The 21,849-nt window shown below is 35.0% G+C and carries 21 protein-coding genes; 6 read left to right on the top strand and 15 right to left on the bottom strand.

Features of this window, described 5'->3' with window-relative positions; genetic code table 11:
• Positions 1 to 4 precede the first annotated feature (4 nt).
• From ABM34_RS02620 to ABM34_RS02600, 5 genes are all read left to right on the top strand, one after another.
• A complete protein-coding gene (locus ABM34_RS02620) occupies positions 5 to 844 on the top strand; it encodes a MurR/RpiR family transcriptional regulator (RefSeq protein ID WP_232298618.1) in 840 nt (279 codons plus the stop codon).
• Between the two features lie 3 nt (positions 845 to 847).
• Positions 848 to 1,333 (top strand): PTS sugar transporter subunit IIA, encoded by a 486-nt coding sequence (locus ABM34_RS02615; RefSeq protein WP_048703047.1) that lies wholly within the window; start codon positions 848 to 850, stop codon positions 1,331 to 1,333.
• 104 nt (positions 1,334 to 1,437) lie between these two features.
• Complete coding sequence (locus ABM34_RS02610; protein ID WP_048703044.1) at positions 1,438 to 2,271, top strand: phage integrase N-terminal SAM-like domain-containing protein; 834 nt, start codon at positions 1,438 to 1,440, stop codon at positions 2,269 to 2,271.
• Between the two features lie 103 nt (positions 2,272 to 2,374).
• Positions 2,375 to 3,253: a hypothetical protein gene (locus tag ABM34_RS02605; protein WP_048703042.1), complete on the top strand. Its 879-nt coding sequence runs from the start codon at positions 2,375 to 2,377 to the stop codon at positions 3,251 to 3,253.
• Positions 3,254 to 3,344: 91 nt separating this feature from the next.
• Entirely contained in the window at positions 3,345 to 3,917 is a 573-nt protein-coding gene (locus tag ABM34_RS02600) for an LOG family protein (protein ID WP_048703040.1), read from the top strand.
• A gap of 249 nt (positions 3,918 to 4,166) precedes the next feature.
• On the opposite strand, the gene rbsU is transcribed toward ABM34_RS02600, so the two are convergent.
• From rbsU to parE, 5 genes are all read right to left on the bottom strand, one after another.
• Positions 4,167 to 5,057, bottom strand: a complete 891-nt coding sequence (rbsU, locus tag ABM34_RS02595; protein WP_048703039.1) for a ribose/proton symporter RbsU — start codon at positions 5,055 to 5,057, stop codon at positions 4,167 to 4,169.
• Between the two features lie 159 nt (positions 5,058 to 5,216).
• The gene (locus ABM34_RS02590) at positions 5,217 to 6,146 is read right to left on the bottom strand and encodes a manganese-dependent inorganic pyrophosphatase (RefSeq protein ID WP_048703037.1); all 930 of its coding nucleotides are present in this window, start codon (positions 6,144 to 6,146) and stop codon (positions 5,217 to 5,219) included.
• A 23-nt stretch (positions 6,147 to 6,169) separates the two neighbouring features.
• Positions 6,170 to 7,123, bottom strand: a complete 954-nt coding sequence (locus ABM34_RS02585; protein WP_048703035.1) for a LysR family transcriptional regulator — start codon at positions 7,121 to 7,123, stop codon at positions 6,170 to 6,172.
• Positions 7,124 to 7,201: 78 nt separating this feature from the next.
• Positions 7,202 to 9,655, bottom strand: coding sequence for a DNA topoisomerase IV subunit A (gene parC / locus ABM34_RS02580; RefSeq protein ID WP_083988251.1), 2,454 nt, complete (start codon positions 9,653 to 9,655; stop codon positions 7,202 to 7,204).
• Between the two features lie 10 nt (positions 9,656 to 9,665).
• Positions 9,666 to 11,666, bottom strand: coding sequence for a DNA topoisomerase IV subunit B (gene parE / locus ABM34_RS02575; RefSeq protein ID WP_048703034.1), 2,001 nt, complete (start codon positions 11,664 to 11,666; stop codon positions 9,666 to 9,668).
• A 222-nt stretch (positions 11,667 to 11,888) separates the two neighbouring features.
• Between parE and plsY the strand changes: the two genes are divergently transcribed.
• On the top strand, positions 11,889 to 12,533 hold the full coding sequence (gene plsY / locus ABM34_RS02570) for a glycerol-3-phosphate 1-O-acyltransferase PlsY (RefSeq protein WP_048703031.1): 645 nt from the start codon (positions 11,889 to 11,891) through the stop codon (positions 12,531 to 12,533).
• An 18-nt stretch (positions 12,534 to 12,551) separates the two neighbouring features.
• Here the strand turns inward: plsY and ABM34_RS02565 are convergent, their stop codons facing one another.
• The 10 genes from ABM34_RS02565 to ABM34_RS02520 all read right to left on the bottom strand — a co-directional run bounded on the left by ABM34_RS02565 (position 12,552) and on the right by ABM34_RS02520 (position 21,848).
• Positions 12,552 to 13,427 carry an aldose 1-epimerase family protein gene (locus tag ABM34_RS02565; RefSeq protein ID WP_048703028.1) on the bottom strand — a complete coding sequence of 292 codons (876 nt, stop codon included), beginning with the start codon at positions 13,425 to 13,427 and terminating at the stop codon, positions 12,552 to 12,554.
• 11 nt (positions 13,428 to 13,438) lie between these two features.
• A complete protein-coding gene (gene hslU, locus ABM34_RS02560) occupies positions 13,439 to 14,878 on the bottom strand; it encodes an ATP-dependent protease ATPase subunit HslU (protein WP_048703026.1) in 1,440 nt (479 codons plus the stop codon).
• Between the two features lie 13 nt (positions 14,879 to 14,891).
• The gene (gene hslV / locus ABM34_RS02555; RefSeq protein ID WP_048703025.1) at positions 14,892 to 15,416 is read right to left on the bottom strand and encodes an HslVU peptidase proteolytic subunit; all 525 of its coding nucleotides are present in this window, start codon (positions 15,414 to 15,416) and stop codon (positions 14,892 to 14,894) included.
• Positions 15,417 to 15,431: 15 nt separating this feature from the next.
• Positions 15,432 to 16,331 carry a tyrosine recombinase XerC gene (xerC, locus tag ABM34_RS02550; RefSeq protein WP_048703022.1) on the bottom strand — a complete coding sequence of 300 codons (900 nt, stop codon included), beginning with the start codon at positions 16,329 to 16,331 and terminating at the stop codon, positions 15,432 to 15,434.
• Positions 16,331 to 18,412, bottom strand: a complete 2,082-nt coding sequence (gene topA, locus ABM34_RS02545) for a type I DNA topoisomerase (protein ID WP_048703020.1) — start codon at positions 18,410 to 18,412, stop codon at positions 16,331 to 16,333. The genes xerC and topA overlap by 1 nt, the downstream gene beginning before the upstream one ends.
• Positions 18,413 to 18,532: 120 nt before the next feature.
• On the bottom strand, positions 18,533 to 19,351 hold the full coding sequence (gene dprA, locus ABM34_RS02540) for a DNA-processing protein DprA (protein ID WP_048703017.1): 819 nt from the start codon (positions 19,349 to 19,351) through the stop codon (positions 18,533 to 18,535).
• A 39-nt stretch (positions 19,352 to 19,390) separates the two neighbouring features.
• Positions 19,391 to 20,161: a ribonuclease HII gene (locus ABM34_RS02535; RefSeq protein ID WP_232298617.1), complete on the bottom strand. Its 771-nt coding sequence runs from the start codon at positions 20,159 to 20,161 to the stop codon at positions 19,391 to 19,393.
• A complete protein-coding gene (ylqF, locus tag ABM34_RS02530) occupies positions 20,151 to 21,002 on the bottom strand; it encodes a ribosome biogenesis GTPase YlqF (protein ID WP_048703014.1) in 852 nt (283 codons plus the stop codon). The genes ABM34_RS02535 and ylqF overlap by 11 nt, the downstream gene beginning before the upstream one ends.
• Positions 21,003 to 21,011: 9 nt before the next feature.
• On the bottom strand, positions 21,012 to 21,236 hold the full coding sequence (locus tag ABM34_RS02525; RefSeq protein ID WP_048703011.1) for a YozE family protein: 225 nt from the start codon (positions 21,234 to 21,236) through the stop codon (positions 21,012 to 21,014).
• A gap of 9 nt (positions 21,237 to 21,245) precedes the next feature.
• On the bottom strand, positions 21,246 to 21,848 hold the full coding sequence (locus tag ABM34_RS02520; protein WP_048703010.1) for a YpmS family protein: 603 nt from the start codon (positions 21,846 to 21,848) through the stop codon (positions 21,246 to 21,248).
• Between the last annotated feature and the right edge of the window lies 1 nt (position 21,849).

Here is a 21,849-nt window from a genome sequence, read left to right as displayed (position 1 = left end):
GATTTTGAATATAAAGCAATCACAAAACTCATTTACAAAAACTGAGCAAAACATTGCAGATTATATTTTAAATTATCCTCATTATGTCATTAAAGATAGTGTCCAAGAATTAGCAACAAAGATACCCACTAGTCCGGCATCAATAGTTCGCTTCAGTCAAAAATTTTGTGGAGATGGCGGATTCTCACAGCTCAAGCTGCAACTTTCGGCAGAATCTGGGATCGAATCGAACCTTTACAAAGAATTAGCTCCAGATGACACTATTGATAGTCTAAAAAGAAAATTATCATTCAGAATAAATCAAAGTTTGAACAACACGGGTAAATCGTTATCTGAAGACTCAATCAAAAAGTCAGTCTCAATTTTTGAAAGAACAGATAAGATTGTCGTCTTTGGAATTGGTGCTTCAATGATTGCGGCTGAAGATCTGCAGCAGAAATTTATGAGAATTGGAAAAACTGTTATTTTATCAGAAAATCCACACTTATTAACTACTCTTCTGTTGTCGAAATCTGAAAATACTGCAGTAATATTAATTTCAAATTCTGGTGAGACACAAGAAGTTTTAAAAATTGCCAAATTAACTAACGAAATTAATATCCCGCTGATATCTATCACTCAAGATAGGCCAAGCTCACTTTCTAAATTATCAACAATCGTTTTGGCGACTGACGGCAATACTGAAAATATTCATTTGCGAAGTGCCGCAACTACATCACTCATCTCGCAACTTTATACGATTGATTTACTCTATTACAATTATTTCTCGATAAACTACCAAGAAAACGCTAAAGCTATTAAAACATCACAAGAATATATTCACGAAAAATTCGGAAAGGGATAAATTATGGGATTATTTTCAAGAAAGAATAAGCAGGAAAACTTGTTTGCACCAATTGATGGTCAACTAATTCCTCTCGATCAAGTAAAAGACGATGTCTTTTCTAAAAAAATGATGGGAGATGGTTTTGCAGTCGAGCCTAATGATGGAACAGTTGTCTCTCCTGTTGAGGGAACCGTATCATCCGTCTTTCCTACTAAACATGCAATGATGATTGAATCCAAAGAAGGATTGGAAATCATGCTTCATCTTGGTTTGGATACAGTTGAATTGAATGGTGAACCTTTCGATGTTACCGTGAAAGAAGGTCAATCACTTACGGCTGGTCAACAAATTGCCAGTATGGATTTGGACAAAATAACTCAGTCAAACAAAGAAACAACTGTTATTGTAATTGTTTCAAACATGGACAAAGTAAAAAGTTTATCTGATGTTAGACAAAAAAATGTTTCTGCCGGTGACGTAGTCCAAACCGCTGAAATTCAAAAATAATAACTTATATTGCAATATCCATTAGGATATTGCTTTTTTATTAATTTGAAGAAATATGTCTAGTTCTCTAAAATATAACTATTAAATCATAGTTAGGAAAGATTATGAAAAAAATACCATACTACGAAGGATTCAAAGCATATTTGAATACCCGTCGAATATCTGCGCGTGCCAAAGAAGAATACAATAAATCTCTCGATGACTTCTTTAATTATCTTGTTGAAAATAATTCTGACTTTAAATTGTCAGAAAAAGTTTCTGATATCCATTCTGCTGATGTAACCGAATATAAGGATTTTCTGATTAATTCACTACACCTTAGTCCCAGTACCATCAATAAAATTCTTAGCAATCTAAATATCTACTTCAAGTATTTATTTTCCATTGGTAAAAACAAAGAATTTCCAACAATGGAAATTAATAGTTTAACTGTCCCAACACAAGAAAGTTTTCCAGTAGAAGTATTTTTAAATTTAGAATCATACATAAATAATATTGGACTTCACATTTATACCAGATTATTAATATTGATTATCTCTAAAGGCTTCACCTACCAGGATGCATTAAGTGAAAACTTTTATCTCACGTTCAACAAACTTAATTTCGACGATAATGAAAAAAAGTTTTTGGATGAATACCACGAATTTATTTTACCTTGGCAAACGTATTGGAATACCAAGGACTTATTCTTGAGTCGAAATAAAGGAGCAAAGTCACCGCTGTTGAGTGTGTCTGCCCTACATCGAGATATCAAATCCGATAGTGATTGCACGAAATTAGATTTGTCCCCCAAAAAACTTTACACGACTTATATTTTATTATTGTTGACTAACAAATCACCCTCGAAGTCGCAATTGAATTTTATAAACAACATGGACTCTGCTTCATTACTCTATTATCGTCGTCTCCTTCGTGAAACAAATTTCACAGGAGAATAATACATTTGTATTTCAAAACAATAAGATTTGTTTACAGACAAAGAAATTTCGTTTCGATTGAATTATAATAATATTATTAATTACCCAAAAGGAGTACGTCCGAATGTTCAAAAATAAACTACTCAAAAAACTTGTCTTAGCAGTTGGTATTTCATTAATTGCAATTGGCTCAATTTCTGTTTCAAATTCAAAAGCTGCAACAGTTTCTGATACTTCCGACACTAATCAAATGTTACCAATGGATTATGTTAATAACTACCTCGATGGAATTCAAACTAATTTAACAATCCAAAGTTATGACCTACCTTCAGAGACAGACGGATACTGGCGTACTTATGATCAATTCTTATCAAAAGATATGACGACTTGGCTAGGTTCATCTAACCTCGCTTATGCATATTCTGCCCGAAATAACTATTTGACTAAATATTTCGAATATCGTTTAAGCCCAGCCGATGATAATTTTGCAGCATTTGCATCTACAGTTGTTCCTGACTTGAAAGCCAATGGTGGTACTGCAAATCTTAAATTACAAGTATTAAATATTTATAATAGTGGTCAAGTATTAAAAGAATTACCAATCACTGTTAATGTTCCTGCACCAATGAGCGAACTTGACGTTGATTACAACGATTCTACAACTTACTTATCATCTGTAACACCAAGTATCTTTCAAAATACCTTTGCCCTACCAACTTTTAGTATTACGGACAAAGATACAGGAGCAACATACAAAGCTACAAAAATTTCTCCAGTAAGTAATGTTTATATTGATGGTAAAAAAACAGAGATCAATACCCTTCCACACACACTCAAAGCAGGCACATACACTCAAAGTATTTTCTTTACAGTTGACGGTATGAGTCAAGCTCAATTAAGTCAATTAGCATCTAGCAGTAAAATCATTGGAAATAATGGTAACGCAAAAATTAGATATTCCAATGGTCAACTTATTGCTTCTAGAACAACAATTGTTCAATAACCTTTAGACAATATCCTCGGATATTGTTTTTTTTATACCGTTTTATTTTAAAAGTATTATGATTGACAATAACAAGAGAGTGAGTGAACTTATGGAAAATATTGCTGTATACTGCGGTGCTTCATCAGGTAACAAACATATTTATACTGATGCTGCAGTTGAATTAGGACATTGGATTGTTAAACATGGTTATGGATTAACTTACGGTGGTGGTCGCCTTGGCTTGATGGGTACGATTGCTAATACTGTCCTTGATGATGGTGGCTATGTGCATGGCATCATTACTAAAGACCTTGCTGGACGAGAACTCACGCATCAGAAAATAAATAAAGTTGATATTGTAGACACAATCGATATTCGAAAAGAATTGATGCTCAAAAACTCAATAGCAAGCATTGCACTTCCAGGTGGTCCCGGAACATTGGAAGAGATGTCAGATGCGTTCTCATGGACACGAATAGGTGAAAACGACAATCCTTGTATATACTTCAATGTGAATCATTACTACGATCCGCTTCTTATGATGTATAACCAAATGGTAAATGATGGTTTTTTAGATGAAAAGTCTAAAAACAACCTCTTATTCACTAATTCACTTGAAAACATTAATAACTATATTAATAATTATATTGTTCCAAAGCGTCGCCAATATAAAGATAAATAAATATGCATAAAGTTTAACAACATTTAAACTACGAATTACTATAAAGATGTCAGATAGGTATTGGTGATTTCCCTATTTGACACTCCTTAGATCTCTTATTCTTTAAAAATATTAGACTCATCACTAATATTTGATGTTGAGATCCCCCACATTATTGGATAGAAGTAAAGAGCCAACAGATTGCGTAATCTGCTGGCTTTTTTGATAGCAAAAAAGACATCTTTCGATGTCTTTGATTTATGTTCATGTTTATAGAGTTGCTGTTATAACACCAGCAATTACAACTAATGCAAGACCACTAAGGACTGCAAACATTTCTTTGCTTGTTTTTCTTTCATGTAGAACATAAATTCCACCAAGAGTTGCTAGAATAACGTTCATTTGTGAAAGTGTAAATCCAGTAGCTAAACCATTAACTGATTTTTGAGCTGAGATTAAATATGTCAGTGCGGCAAATGCAAAGAAGAAACCAGCAATGATATTAGTATAAGAACTTCTAGTTCTGTATGGACGCGATGCACGATTACTCTTTGTTGCTAGCGCAAAAATTGTAGCAACAGTCGCCATACCTAATGCTTGAGGTAGAAATGCTTCAAATCCACTAACTTGTGGAACAGCTTGAGGAAATGCTGAATATGCTAAGTAACCAGATTCAGCAACTAAAACAAGCAAAACACCCTTCAACGCAGTTGATCCACCGGCTGATTTTGATTTGTGTTGAGTATAAGTTGTTAAATATACACCCAAGATAATCAAGAAAATAGCGAAGAATCCAAGCATTTTTGCATGAGGTGAAGCCCATTCACCAAGGACGAACACGCCCCAAAGTGAGGCACCAATCAACTGGAAACCAGTTGAAACGGGCATAGTTCTTGAAACACCCATTTCGGTAAATGCATAAAAAACGAAAATTTGTCCAAATGCCCAACCGGCACCTGATAAGAACGTAAATAGAAATTCCTTTCCACCTACGATCGGTGTTCTCATCACTAAGGCAACAACAATCGCACCAATTAAAGTTCCGTAAGTAGCACCTATTATTTGATTTACTGGTTTACCACCAAAGTAACCAGTAAGCACTGGGAAAACTCCCCAACCAATCATTGGACATAAGCCAATCAATAAGTTTGTAATGCTCATAGTATATCCCCTTTATTCGATAAAAGTCATAAAAAAATTAAAACTGCTGGGGTTTCAAAAAACCACCAGCAGTTTTAATGATATATAGATTATACTAAACAGATTTCTCAAATTCAATGTAAACGTTTAACAATTTAGTAAAACTTTCGACTGGTTTTACTAAAACTTTTCGTTCAATGGAGGAACGATTTGCTTCTTACGTGAAACGACACCAGGCAATGCTGCCTTGTTGTCTGAAACCTTAGTATTTAAGGCACTTTCAAAAGTTGCAATAGCGTCGTCATCACCAATGATGATACCTGTTGTGTCACTAGTCATGATGTTAGTAATTAACAAGACAAACAAATTGTAGCCATTACTACTATTCTCGTTAGTAATATCTTTTACAAAATCAGCTTCTCTTTCGAGAGTGTGATCAACATCAACAGTATTTACTTGAGCAATACGAACTGATTTACCATTCATATCAAAACTCTTGGCATCCATGTCAATCAAGTCTTGTGTTGACTTATCATCCAAGTCAGTACCAGCCTTAAGCATTTCCATGCCCCATGATTGGTAATCAATTCCAGCTGTTTCTGATAGGCTCTTCAAAGCAGCCTTATCTTCATCAGTAGTAGTTGGTGATTTAAGTAATAATGTATCAGAGATAATTGCTGAGGCCATTAATCCGGCAATGTTACCAGGAACTTCAACTTTCTCTTCGTTATACATTTTCCACAAAATTGTACTTGTGCAGCCAAGTGGTTCTGCACGGTAGTACAATGGCAAGTTTGTGTTAAAGTTAGCAATTCTGTGGTGATCGATCACATAAGTTACTTCAACATCATGAATGTTGTCGAAACTTTGTTGATCCTCGTTGTGATCTACTAACATAACCTTGTCTGTGTCGGCAACAGTAGTAATTCTAGGATATTTGTAATCAAATTTATCGAATACAAACTTTGTTTCTTTGTTGGGTTCACCTTGAGCAACGGGTTCAGTGTTCATACCCATCTCATTTTGAAAGTGTGAAAATGCAATTGCTGCAACAACAGCATCTGTATCAGGATTTTTGTGTCCAACTACTAATTGTTTTTCTTGTGCCATTACTTAAATACTCCTTTTCCAAATTAAGATTTTAGTCTATCGGTATAGCTCTTCTTATCAATGAAACTATCCCACTCGTTGAAAAATTGTTTGATTCGAGGAATTTTATCCTTATCATCACGATATACAAAAGTTAATTCACTTGAAATTACAGGTTCCAGTGGAGTTTGATAAAATTTGAAAATATCTTCATGGGCAATACAGAAACTCATTGGTAGTCCTGTATTGACACCTTCAGAATCTTGAACAAACTTCAACAACTGATATGGTGATGAGAATCGTGCAACAACTTTTGGCGCATCGACCAACGAATTTTTGAATTTTTCAATCATCAAATCGGTGAAGTAATATCCACGCAAATATGAAACCCATGGATTTACAATAGCTTCTTTATAAGTTGCTTTACCCTTTTTGGCAATTTTTTCATCATTATGTACCAACATTATCGTATCATTAATAATCTTCTTTGACTTATAAGATTTCCAATTTTTGATAATGTTATCGGGCAAATACATGATGGCAATATCTATTTTATTATTTTGAATTTCATCCCATATCTCACTTCGCGTCAAAAGCATCAAATCAATTTCGACGTTAGGATTAATACGATTAAACTCAACTATAAAATCTTCAATAACCTTTGATTCAACCGCAGCCAAAATCCCGATACTAATAGTTCCAGTACTATCGGAAGATTTTTGTTGGATTTGGTCGGTGACGGTATTAATTGCATCAAAAATTTGATGAGTTGCATCAAGTAGAATTGTTCCAGCATCCGTCAAATAAATTTTTTTACCAACGCTATAAAACAGCGGTGCTCCGACGACCTTCTCAATTTTTTTAATCTGCTGAGTTAATGCAGGTTGAGTTATACCCAACGATTGGGCCGTCTTCGTATAACTCATATTTTTTGAAAGCTCATCAAAATAATTTAGTGCTTTTGAACTAAATACTCGTCTTGCATCTTCATCTAACATAAAGATCACTCCCTTTACCAATCAAAACTAACCATTGAAGTAATAATACTATATATAATAAAAAAATTATAGCTTTCCTTAATTATTAATATTGATTATTTCAAATCTGATTGGGTTTCCATCAGTTGAAGGGTCTAAAATAAATGATCCATTTGAATATCTATCCGCGTCATTATGAGCGGAGAAATCAATTGAAATATCATTATTTTGATCAGTGATTACATGCAATTCAGTTGATGCATTGGTCTTAGTTACTAACAAAATACGGTGTGGCTCCCGTTTAAGTTCACGTAGAGTTAACACTCCACGTCTTGCACGGCTTGTTGCTGGTATCTCAGATAATTTCATTTGCTTATATGATCCACGTTGAGTCAAAATTGCAATTTTATCTGATTTACTATCCTTGTCAGCAATAAAGTATCCAGCTATTTTATCATCAGCCTTTAAACTTACAAATTTAACACCGACAGCCTTACTACCAACGACTGGCACTTCACTAATCGGAAATGCTGAAGCATATGAATGTTCTGTAAAGACATAAACTAATTTATTATCAGCCTCTTCAGGTGAAATATAAGCTACGTCTAATACAGTTGTATCATCATCCTTAAGTTTGATAAATCGGCTGGCTCTGGACTTGTACGTACGTCCAGGAAGCAAATCTTGAAAATCAATCTGCTTAACATAGTTACCATTGGTTCCGGTTAAGAATGTTCCAGTTTGCTTTAAATCTTCAAAGATAAAGGCTTTTAAGACTGATTCATCGGTTCCTAAACCAACTTCTTGAGATAAATGAGAACCAGTATCTTTCCATCGACTATCTTCCAATTCAAAAATCTGACGATAAATCAGATTTCCTTTATCGGTAAAGATAAATAAGTGGTTTAAAGTATTAGCTTCAACATCAAGAATCGGATAATCTTCATCCTTAAGTCCGTTGTCACCTGGATCAGAAGCGGCAAAAGATCTTTGACTACTTCTCTTAACATATCCATCATGACTGACTAACACATGAACATCTTCACTGGCAACCATAACTTTAGTATCGACTTTGATGTCATCAACCTTTGCTTCAATTTTAGTTCTACGAGCATCAGAATAGTTTTTTTGCACTTCTTGAAGCTCTTTTTTAATTACACTCATCAAAGTTGAATGATTATTGATAATCTTATTCAACTTGCTGATTAATGCAGTTAATTCGCTGTTTTCTTTTTCTAATTCTGTTACATCGGTATTAGTCAAACGATAAAGTTGTAACGAGACGATAGCTTCAGCTTGAGGCTCAGTGAATTGATATTCTTTAACCAAATTATTTTTAGCATCAGATTTGTTCTTACTTGCACGGATAGTTTTGATAACCTTATCAAGTATTGATAAAGCTTTGATTAAACCTTCAACAATGTGCAGGCGCTTCTTAGCTTTATCCAAATCAAATTTTGAACGACGTAAAACAACATCTTCTTGATGTTTTACATATTCAGTCAACATTTTAACTAAACCAACTTGTTGTGGACGCATGTCTGCAATAGCAACCATGTTAAAGTTATAAGAAATTTGAAGATCGGTATTTTTAAGTAAGTAATTCAAAATACCTTGAGCATCAACATCTCGCTTTAACTCAACAACAATTGACAATCCTTGACGATCACTTTCGTCACGAACTTCAGCGATACCATCAACTTTTTTAAGAACACGAACGTCATCCATCTTTTTAACTAAAACAGCTTTATTAACTTCGTAGGGAATTTCCGTAATAACGATTTGCTGTTTGTGTCCACGAAGCTCTTGAATAGAAGTCTTTGATTTAACAAAAACTTTCCCACGACCGGTTTCATAAGCTTCACGAATGCCACTCGCACCTTGAAGAATTCCACCAGTTGGAAAATCAGGACCCTTAACGATTTTCATTAAATCATCAAGTGTTGCATCTGGATCATCAATCAATTTAATGGTTGCTTCAATAACTTCACCCAAATTATGTGGTGGAATCTCGGTAGCATACCCCGCAGAAATACCTGTAGCACCATTGACTAACAAATTTGGAAATCTAGCTGGTAATACCTTAGGTTCTTTTTCAGTATCATCAAAGTTCCATTCTTCGTCGACAGTGTCCTTGTTAATATCACGCAACATTTCAGCGGAAATTTTACTTAGACGAGCTTCAGTATAACGCATGGCAGCTGGGGGATCCCCATCCATTGAACCATTGTTACCGTGCATTTCAATTAAAGGTGCACGCAATTTCCAATCTTGAGAAAGTCTGACCATAGCTTCATAAATTGATGAGTCACCGTGCGGATGGAAGTTACCCATGACATTACCGACACCTTTAGCCGATTTTCTGAATCCCTTGTCATAAGTATTTCCATCTAAGTACATTGAATATAAAATTCTTCGCTGTACAGGTTTTAATCCGTCACGTATATCAGGTAGAGCTCTTTCCTGAATAATAGACTTTGAATATCTCTCAAAACGATCACCCATAATTTTTTCTAATGGGATGTCTTGAATTTTAGGAGAATTTTTAGCCAATATTTATCACCTATTCCTTATTCAATAAATCATCAACAATTTTGCTGTCCATATGATCAGTATCATCGACTTTTTCCAAAATGTTGTCGCCCTCTTCAGTACCATTGAAGCGGACATTTTTTTCAATCCAGTCACGTCTAGGCTTAACTTTATCACCCATCAGTGTTGTAACACGACGTTCTGCAAGAGCAGCATCATCAATATTTACACGAATTAAAATTCTTGTTTCTGGATCCATAGTTGTTTGCCATAATTGATCAGCATTCATTTCACCAAGACCTTTAAAACGTTGCAAGTCGTAACCCTTACCAACTTTTTTGATAGTCTTTGCCAATTCATCAGGAGTCCAACAATATTCAATTTTGGTTTTAGCACCACGTCCCTTTTGAACTTTGTAAAGTGGTGGTAAAGCAATATAAACATGTCCAGATTCCACCAATGGACGCATATATCTGTAGAAAAATGTTAATAGCAAGATTTGGATATGCGATCCATCATCATCAGCATCGGTCATAATAATAACTTTGTCATAATTCCGGTCTTCCAATTTAAAATCAGCACCGACACCGGCACCAATTGTATAGATCATTGTATTAATTTCTTCGTTTTTATAAATATCTTCTAGTTTAGCTTTTTGAGTATTTAATACTTTACCACGCAATGGAAGAATTGCTTGGAACTTACGATCTCGTCCTTGCTTTGCTGAACCACCGGCAGAATCACCCTCGACTAAGAAAATTTCATTTTTCTTGGCGTCTTTTGATTGAGCTGGCGTTAGTTTACCAGATAGTAGGCCATCTGTTTTCTTGTTTTTCTTACCATTACGAGTAGATTCTCTAGCTTTACGTGCTGCATTACGTGCCTCACGCGCCTTTAGAGCCTTTTTAACTAATGTTTGGGCCTGTTCCCCATTCTCCATCAAATAAAAGCTCATCTGCTCATATACAAGCTGATCAACAGCCGCACGTGCTTGAGGAGTGCCAAGTTTACCCTTCGTCTGACCTTCAAATTGAAGTATCTCCTCAGGTATCCGAACTGAAATGATCGCAGAAAGTCCCTCTCGGACATCGCTACCTTCAAGATTCTTACTATTTTCCTTTAAAAGACCAACTTTACGAGCATAATCATTGAAAGCCTTAGTCAATCCAGACTTCATTCCGGCTTCATGAGTACCACCATCAGCAGTACGAACATTATTAACGAACGAGATAATATTCTCAGAATATCCATCATTGTATTGACCAGAAAATTCAATCTCAATTTGAGAATTGTCACCCTCAATGTAAAAAATATTTCCAAGAGTATCTTTATCCTCATTCAAGTACTTAACGAATGACTGAATACCATCTTCATAATGGAATATTTCTTCACGAGGTTCTTCTCCTCGCTTGTCAGTAATTGTGAATTTAACTCCCTTGAGTAAGAAAGCTGACTCACGTAATCTTTCAGCAAGTGTGTCAAAATTGAATTTTGTAGTTTGAAAAATTGTTGAATCAGGCTTGAAACTAATAGTAGTACCACTAGATTCTTTAGTCTTTCCAGTCATCTTAAGTGTTCCAACTGGATGGCCACCTTTTTCAAATCTTTCTTCGTAAACTTTTCCATCACGAACAACACGGACAGTCATCCATTCGGATAAAGCATTTACAACTGAAGAACCAACACCATGTAGTCCACCAGATGTCTTGTAACTATTTTCGGAGAATTTACCACCAGCGTGAAGTACAGTTAAGATAACTTCAATCGTTGGTTTTCCAGATGAATGCATCCCCGTTGGCATACCACGACCGTGGTCGACAACAGTAATACTTCCATCATGATTAATTGATACATTTATTTCCTTACCAAATCCAGATAGAGCTTCATCGACAGCATTGTCGACAATTTCATAAACCAAGTGGTGTAGTCCACGAGTATCGGTTGAACCAATGTACATACCTGGACGTTTACGAACAGCTTCTAATCCTTCAAGGATTTGAATCGAAGAATCATCATATGATGATTTAGGCATTTAAATCATTCCTTTTTTAAATTAGCTTGATAACAGTTGTTAATTATATCATGGATATTCAAAAGTAAAGCAAACATATGTTCAAAAAGAAATCTAATTTTTGGTAATGATTCACAATTATCTAAATTTTTAATCAAAAAACAGTTATTATTAACAATAGTAATGGTTAAAATAGTTCAAAGGACCTATACTTAGATAAAATTAGAATGAGAGCGTGATCATATGTTTTTAGCTAAACTCTTCATCTGTATAATTCTAGCATACCTGATTGGTTCATTCCCTACGGCATACATTGTGGGAAAAGTTTTCTTCCGCAAAAATATTTTTGACTTCGGTAGTGGTAATGTTGGTACAACCAATGCCTATCGAGTTTTTGGACCAATCGCTGGTACTGGAGTACTATTTGCGGATATTCTTAAGGGAACATTAGGAGCATTCTTACCGATATTCATTGGTTTAGATCGTCCTTGGATGTTGTTTGTAGGTTTATTCGCAGTCATTGGGCATGTATTTTCTATCTTTCTAAAATTCAAAGGTGGAAAAGCAGTTGCAACTAGTGCCGGAATTTTATTAGCTTACAGTCCAATACTTTTCTTAGTTTGCTTTGCTTGTTTTGCACTTATAGTTTATCTAACCAGTATGGTCAGTGTCGCAAGTTTAATAACCATAGTTGTCTTTACACTTGCTTCACTCTTCTTACATGATTGGATATTAACGTCAGTTGCCTGTGTGGTAACAATAATTATTTATGTCAAACACATCCCTAATATCAAACGATTACTGAAGGGTAAAGAGAATTTGGTTTCAATTGGTTTGGCATATCAGCGTCAACAGAAAAATAAATCTCAAAATAAAAACGACCATTAAGGTCGTTTTTTTATTTTGCTATTTAAATGAAATACTGTAGTAAGCTTCAAACTTATCTTCAGGATCAAGTGTATTGATTCCGTATTTAGTAGTTAATTGATGGTCAGTATCGATTTTGTCCGCAATACCCCACCAGGGCTCAATACAAACAAAATCGCCTTGAGTAGGATACTGAGACCAGATACCAACAAACTTTGCGTTACCCGTATCTAAATTGATCTTATGATCAGTTTTATCGCTACTGATAGTGATGACTGTTGGTTCACTAAGACTGTAAATAATCGCATCGTCCACAAATTCTTCATGGGTTAAATTAAAATCTTGATTATCCACCCTTTTTTCTTGGCTCAGATCAATATTAGCATCTTTTAAACTAATTCTAGAGCGAGCAGCTTTAGGAGTTAGACTAACTTTAAAATCTTCGTAAGACAGTCCCTTTACAAAAGGAACTGCAAATCCAGGATGAGCACCAACAGCAAAATACATTGTCTGCTCCGAATCTTTATTTTTAACAATATAACTAACTTGTAATGTATCCTTCACCAATTGATAAATTACCTGAAGTTTGAAGTGAAATGGATAAACTGAGTATGACTCTTGATCATCTTCTAAACTCAAAATGAGTTTACTATCAGTTTGAGACTCAATTTCAAAGTCTTTATCACGAGCAAATCCGTGTTGAGACATTTGAAATTTTTGATCATTGTAATAATAATGATCTCCATTAAGTCTACCCACAATTGGAAAGAGTACTGGTGCGTGTCGATTCCACACTTCAGGATCAGCTTGCCAAATAAGTTCTTGATTAGCTTGATTCTGAATACTAATAATCTCTGCACCGGATGATTTTACTTTTATACTTAAAAAATCATTCTGAATCGAATAGACTTCCATGTTTTTCACCTCTATAGGATATAGCGTGAAAGATCAGTATCAGAAACAATCTTACCGACTTGTTCCTTAACATATTCACGTGTAATTGTAATGTCTCCCATTTGCATATCTGGACCTTCAAATAAAATATCGGCTAAGAGTTTTTCTAGTACTGTTGATAGTCTTCTTGCACCAATATTTTGATTAGTATTATTCAAATCAAATGCCACTTTAGCAATTTCTTCAACGGCTTCTTTAGTAAATACTAAGTTAATGCCATCAGCCTTAGTTAAAGCCACGTATTGTTTAGTTAAAGCATTATCAGGTTTTGTAAGGATTTGAATAAAGTCATCTTCAGTTAAGTCCTTAAGTTCAACTCGAATTGGGAAACGACCTTGAAGTTCAGCAATCAAATCACTTGGTTTACTCTCAGCGAAAGCACCAGAACCAATGAATAGAATATGGTCTGTACGAACAGCACCATATTTAGTATTGATCTGAGAACCTTCAACAATAGGCAAAATGTCACGTTGAACACCTTCACGTGAAACCTCACCAGATGTCTTCTTATCACCAGCAGTAATTTTATCAAACTCATCAATAAAGATAATTCCTTTATTTTCAGTCTTTTCGATAGCTGCTTGATAAATTTCATCATGATCAACACGTTTAGCTGATTCTTCTTGAATCAATGCTTCACGAGCGTCTTTAACAGGAAGTGTTCGAGAAATCATTTTCTTTGGAATGATTGAATCCATCATACTACTCATATCAATACCCATGTTTGCCATTTGGTCATTCATAGGATTAGCTTTGCGTGATTCCTCAACTTGGATAGTAACTTCCTTGTCTTCAAGAAGTCCTTGATCAAGTTGTTCTTTAACACTTAATCGTTTATTGGCAACATCATCAGTAACGTCACGACCTTCATCAGGGTCATCATTACCAGCTTGTGTACCAGGTCTTAACATGTCACCCAAATTACTTGAGTTACCCATGTTGGTTAACATTGACATAAAATCGTTCATGCCATTTTCTTGTTTTTGTTCTTTTTTAATTGCGGGAACAAGTAATTTAACTAATTTTTTGTCAACTTTACGGCTAACCTCTGGTCTGATTTCGTCAAATTTTTCCTTTTCTTCCATGGTTACAGCAACATCAACCAAGTCACGAACCATTGACTCAACATCACGGCCTACATAACCAACTTCTGTAAATTTAGTAGCTTCAACTTTTACAAAAGGTGCCTTAACGATTTTTGCTAATCTTCTGGCAATTTCAGTTTTACCAACACCAGTAGGTCCAATCATTAATAGGTTTTTAGGAGTGATTTCTTGTTGCATCTTATCAGGAACTTGCATACGACGATAGCGGTTGTACAAAGCAATCGCAACAGATTTTTTAGCCTCGTCTTGTCCAATAATAAATTTGTCTAATTGTTCAACTATTTGTTTTGGAGTTAAGTTATCCATCTATGAATCTCCTCTAGAATTTGTCTGTAATGATATTTTGGTTTGTAAAAATATCGATTCCTGAAGCAATACTTACACCCTCACGTGCAATTTCTTCAGCAGTCATATCCTTAGCATGTCTTTGCATAGCAACTGCAGCTGCTTGAGCAAAGTTACCACCTGAACCGATTGAAATAACATCTTCATCAGGTTCGATAACTTCACCACTACCTGAAATTAACAAAACATTATCTTTATCCAAGGCAATTAACATTGCTTCAAGTTTTTGAAGTTGTGGATCTTTTCTCCAATCTTGCGCCAATTCAACAGCAGCACGCTTCAAATTACCTGAATAAGCTTTTAACTTCTTTTCAAGCCAATCTTGAAGTGTCATAGCATCAGCGACACCACCAGCGAATCCGATAATGACTTGATCATCAAAGATACGTCTGATTTTGTGAGCAGAACCCTTCATAATGAATTTTTCACTAAGAGTGACTTGTCCGTCACCAGCAATTGCAGTCTTTCCGTTATGCTTTACAGCTAAAATAGTTGTCATAAAAGTATATCCTCTCTATCTTGGAAAATATTTTTTATAGTCTTTTTGTAAATGTTCCATTGTTACATGCGTATAGATTTGTGTTGTCGATAAACTTGAGTGACCTAACATTTCTTGTACAGTTCTCAAATCAGCTCCATTATCCAACAAATGAGTGGCAAAAGTATGTCGAATCATATGCGGATGAATATCGGCTGTCAGACTAGTTTTCTTAATAATCTTGTCCAGAATATATTCAATCCCACGACTGGTAATTTGCTTACCATGATTATTAATAAATACAAAGTCATGTTGTTCTTCATACTTTGTCATTATTTTCATCCTAGCGTCATCTAAGTACTTGCGTAGAGCCGATTGTGAATACTCTCCAAACGGAACGTAGCGGTCCTTATCACCTTTACCGTGAATCAAAACAATTCCATTATTAAAGTCCAATTGCGAAATTGTCAGATTTGCACATTCACTGACACGCATCCCTGTCGCATATAACAATTCTAACAAAGCTGAGTTCCTTTGTGAAAGGAGATCATCGCCTTTTACAGCTTCAAATAGTTGTTCCATCTCTTTTTCATAAAAGAATCGTGGTAGTTTTCTTCCTTTTCGTCTCAATTGAACTAGTTCGAATGGATTATTTTTTACAAAATTATTTCTCACTAGAAAATTATAAAACGAACGTAATGATGAAATACGTCGAGCAATCGTATCATCAGAATATTTTTTTTCATCCATAAATGTTAAGTAAGTCTCAACATCAAATCGGTCTACAGGAGTAAAACCTTGGAACCCGCCATTTTCATTCAGGGATTCGATGAAATTCTTTATATCCTCTAAATATGATTTCTTTGTATCATCAGAATAATGCCGATTAACAACTAAATAATCGACAAACTTGTCTACCAAATCTTGTTCAATCATTATTTTTGAACTGCTTCTTCGTAGTCTCCATTAGGACAGATGACTTGACGGCCACCCTTGACCTTCTTTTCAACCAAATAATGTTGGTCCTTAGGACAATTTCTGCCAATTGGCTTATCCCATGATACAAAGTCACAGTCAGGATATCTAGAACAACCATAGAAGATACGATTCTTCTTTGATTTTCTTTCGATAACTTGGCCTTTTTTACATACGGGACATGTAACACCAATTTCCTTAACGATTGGCTTAGTATTACGACAATCTGGGAAACGTGAACATGCATAAAATTTACCATATCTACCAAGCTTGATTACCATTGGTGCCCCACAAATATCACAATCGATTCCCGCAGGTTCATCTTTAATTTGGACTTTTTCAATGGTATCTTCAGCAGACTTGAGTTCTTTTTCAAATGGACGATAGTAGCGATCAACAACTTTGACCCAGTCTTCTTTACCCTCTTCGATATGATCAAGTTCATCCTCAAGATTGGCCGTGAAATCAACGTTAACGATATCAGGGAAGTAGTCTTGAATTAGATTATCAACAATTCCACCGAGTTCAGTTGGCTCAAAACTTTTACCATTCAATTTGACGTAATAACGTCTTTGAATTGTATCAATTGTTGGTGCATAAGTTGATGGACGGCCAACACCGTTTTCTTCCAAAGCTTTAACTAATGAAGCTTCAGTGTAACGTGCTGGTGGCTGAGTGAAATGTTGTGATGGATCATTTGATTGAAGTTGAACCTTATCACCCTCGTTAATGTCAGGTAAAATATTATCCTTCTTGCCATTTTCAGCAGTACTTTGATAAACCTTTTGATAACCTTCAAACTTCAATTTTGATCCGTTAGCACGGAACATTACATTATTTTGAGTAATATCAACTGTCATAGTGTCGAACACAGCAGGTGTCATTTGACTTGCTGTGAATCTTGACCATATCAAGTCATACAAACGATATTGATCACGACTCAAAATCTCTTTCAATGATTTAGGAGTGCGGTAAACAGAAGATGGACGGATAGCTTCATGGGCATCTTGTGCACCTTCTTGGTTCTTATCGTTTCTCATCTTTACAGCTGCAAATGGTTCGCCATATTCTTCATGGATGAACTTAGATGCTTCTGCTTGTGCAATTTTTGAAATACGTTTTGAATCAGTACGCATATAAGTGATTAAACCAACAGTTCCTTCTTTACGACCAAGGTTAATTCCTTCATATAACTGTTGGGCAATCATCATAGTTTTTCTAGTTTTAAAATTAAGCTTACGGTTGGCTTCTTGTTGTAATGAACTAGTTGTAAAAGGTGCAGCAGGGAATCTTTTACGTTCCTTCTTAGTAACTTTCTCGACATCGAAATCATCTTTCTTATCGATCTGTCCTAAGATCTCTTGAACTTTATCATTATTTTTGAGCTCAACCTTTTTATGATTTACACCATAAAAGTTGGCCTTAAACTTACTCTTCTTATGTTTGAATGTTGATTCAATCGTCCAATATTCTTCTGGAACGAATTTCTTAATTGAATTCTCACGTTCGATAACTAACTTCAAAGCGATTGATTGCACACGACCAGCACTCAATCCCTTTTTAACTTTTGCCCATAAAATAGGAGAAATTGAATAACCAACTAATCTGTCCAATACACGTCTTGCTTGTTGTGCATCGACAAGGTTCATATCAATACTTCTTGGACTCTTAAAAGCTTGTTTTACAGTATCTTTAGTAATTTCGTTAAAGACAACTCGGTTCTTTCCATCTACATCTAATCCAAGTAAATGGGAAACATGCCAGGCAATTGCCTCGCCTTCACGATCCGGATCGGCTGCGAGATAAACTCTTTTAGCTTTCTTTGCTTCTTTTTTTAAATCTTTAATAACAGGGCCTTTACCACGAATTGAAATATATTTTGGTTCATAATTGTGGTCAACATCGACACCCATTTGACTCTTTGGTAGATCACGCACGTGACCTAAACTTGCGACAACGTGATAATTTCTACCAAGATATTTCTCGATAGTTTTTGCTTTAGATGGTGACTCAACAATCACCAGATTTTTTGATGTTGGCACGTAGACGTGCTCCTTTCTGAATAACTAAAGTTCAATTAAAAAACTGAACTAATATTAAATATGAATTTTTGTTTTGTCAATCAAATAATACATTTAATTTGATATTTTCGAAAGCGTTTGCTAAATTTCATTAAAATTAATTAACGGAATTGCACCTTCTTGTATGAGTTTATTACATCCAGCAGACGGACTTGAATCAATTCGACCAGGAATAGCATAAACGTCACGATTGGAATCCAGTGCTAATTCAGCAGTAATTAACGCACCACTACGTAACTTAGCCTCAGTAACAACAACTTTCTGACAAAGTCCAGCAATTATACGATTCCTCTGTGGAAAATGCCAACGATTAATTTTACTCCCGGGCGGATATTCACTCAGAAGCAATCCTTGTTGGCCAATCGTATTCTGTAATTGCTGATTTTCTTTAGGATAAGAAATTTCCAATGAGCTACCAATTACAGCAATTGTTTTACCTGAATTATTTAAGGCTGCCATATGAGCCCATGAATCGACTCCTCTGGCTAAACCACTCACGATTGTGTATCGGTCTACTAACTTTGGAACTAGTCCTTGAACACAGCCATGACTATAACTAGTTGCATTCCTAGAACCAACAATAGCCAAACATGAAGTTAAAAGCAAATTTTTATTTCCACGATAAAACAGAATTGCCGGCGGATTATAAATATTTCGCAATTGTTCTGGGTAATAATCATCCAAATAATTTATTGCTAAAATGTTTGAGCTATCTGCTTTGCTTAATAATAGAAGAAACTGGTTAAATTTCTCTGGTTCCAGCTCTCGATGCAAATATGCTAGTCCTGCAGATTCTATATTTGGGCTCGAAAAAGAAAGCTTAATAATATGTAATAAGTGTTTATTTGAAACCATCTGTGTCATCCGACAACGAATCAAAAAGTCATGCATTTTTCCCATAAAAAAACCACCTCGTAAAATAAATTACGCAAGTGGTAGTTAATATGACTTTAAAATATCTTTCACTGGTGAAAAGCTTTCACGATGAATCGGTGTTTTTCCAAATTTTTCTAATGCTTGTAAGTGTTCCTTCGTACCATATCCATCATTATGTGCAAACCCAAATTCTGGATATAACCGATCATACTCCATCATCAACCTATCTCTGGCAACTTTAGCAACAATACTAGCTGCCCCAATTGACAAAGATTTTGAATCACCTTTAATCAATTTAGTTTGAGGAATATCAACTGGTATAGTCATTGCATCAACTAAAATATGATCTGGTTTCAGGTACAAATTATTAATTGCATCGCCCATTACTAATTCAGTTGCATGATAAATATTTTCTTTATCAATTAGGTGTGGAGATCCAACAGCAACACTGATATCAATAGCTTGAGAACAAATTTGGCGATACAATTCACTGCGTTTTTGACTGCTGAGTTTTTTTGAATCATCCACCTCATACAACGTATTATCATGGGGCAAAACCACAGCTGCTGTGACAACTGGACCTGCTAATGGTCCACGTCCGACCTCGTCGACACCTGCAACAAATAAATTGCGATCCCAGAAAGGCAATTCAAGACGTTCCTTAAGTTCAAATTTTTCAAGCAACAAGGCTTGTTTTTCTTTAGCTTTGTAATATTGTCCAAGTAACTTTTGGACACCTTTTCTCGAATCGCTTTTCAAAGATTCCAACTCTGATTCTGAGGGATGAGATCTCAAAATATCTTTGACATCATTAACAGTCAAACTATTCTTCATAAAACTCTCCAGGAATATCAAAGGTAATTCTTCCAAATTTCAAATTACGTACATCCATGATTACGCGTCGTGCAGCGCGATCATAGTCTTCTTTATATCCAAATTTTTTAGTCAAATTCATCAACAATTCTGCAGTTGTATGATTATTTACATCCGACTTATCCAGATCATAGACAGACATAATTCTGTCCAAATAATTCGTCTGTAAAAAGTTCAATGCAAAAATTGCCACATCATCTGGCGGATAAATTTTATCTTTGATTGCACCTGACAATGCTAATTTCATTCCTACCTTGGGATCAGTGATTTTTGGCCATAAAATACCGGGAGTATCGAGTAAATCAATACCATAGTTAGTCTTTAACCAATTTTGATTTTTAGTAACTCCTGGTTTGTTACCAGTAACAGCAACATTCTTACCAACCATTTTATTTAAAATTGTTGATTTACCGACATTAGGAATTCCAACACACATTGCTTTAATTTGATAATTTTTCACGCCATTACGTTCATATTTATCAATTTTATCAGCAAGCTCAGATCTGATTAGTGAATTCAACTTTGCCAATTTATTATGTTTGGCATCGGATTCAATTGATGCGGTACCTTCTTGCTTATAGTTCAAGATCCAATCATTGGTCAGCTTAGGATCAGCCAAATCAGCTTTATTCAAAATAATAATATGTTTTTTCTGATTAATAATTTGTTCCAAAATTGGATTTCTTGATGAATATGGTAGCCTTGCATCGACGATTTCTAGCACGATGTCGACTACTTTCAAACGTTCTTGAACTTGGTTTTTGGCCTTGTTCATATGACCGGGATACCATTGTAGGACCATACTTATCACCTATTTTCTGTCTGTGTCTTTATATTTAGCATACGCTTCGTCAAAAATTGTCATCGCTGGCAAGTATCCAGCATTTAATTCTAAGTATTCTGATAATTTTTCGTAATCCTCTTCTTGCTTTGGAAATGATTGATCACGAAAGGCGTTATTAGCAAACTCTGCCTCGGGTTCTACACTTTCAGGATTTCGAAGTGTCATCAGAAATTGGTAAAAGCTCCTTCTCATTTCGTACCTCTATTTATCTTCATTATCCGTCATTTTCTTGTTCATGACATCAAAAACTAATTTATCGTGCTTCAAATCTAATTGTCTAGCTCTGATACTATATCCTTCTTTGGTTGTAAACTTTGTAAACTTCAAGAGGATTGTTTTATCCTTACTGTTTACGTCAACCCAAGTAGGAATTTTAAAACTATTTTTAGCATAGTTCATTACAAATTTGATTGGTAGCGATAAAGCTCCAACTTTAATTTTTTTTGCTTTTAAAAGTACATCCCCATTGGTTTTTGCATAAGGTTCCATTTCCAGATCAAAATGAATCTTTGATCCTAAAAATCCAATTTGACCAGACAAAACCGCGTCCTTTTTCAAATTAAATTGATATTCAGCTTTACCATTATTTAAGGTGTGTTCCAAATAGTAGGCAGACATTTCATTTGCCTGCTTCTTATTCATGTTAACAGTGAATACCTTTTGATCTTTATCCTCAATTTTAGAAGTGACTTTATAAGTCTCATTTGGTGCAGAGAATATTTTGGCACCGATAAAACCAGTAAAAACAATAATTAATGCAAATAAAACAATAAAAGCGTACATCCAATAATTTTTCTTTTTCATA

It is taken from the genome of Companilactobacillus ginsenosidimutans, from assembly GCF_001050475.1.
Taxonomy (GTDB): Bacteria; Bacillota; Bacilli; order Lactobacillales; family Lactobacillaceae; genus Companilactobacillus; species Companilactobacillus ginsenosidimutans.
Note: the sequence above shows the minus strand (reverse complement) of the source record. Positions and strands in the feature narration are given on the sequence as shown.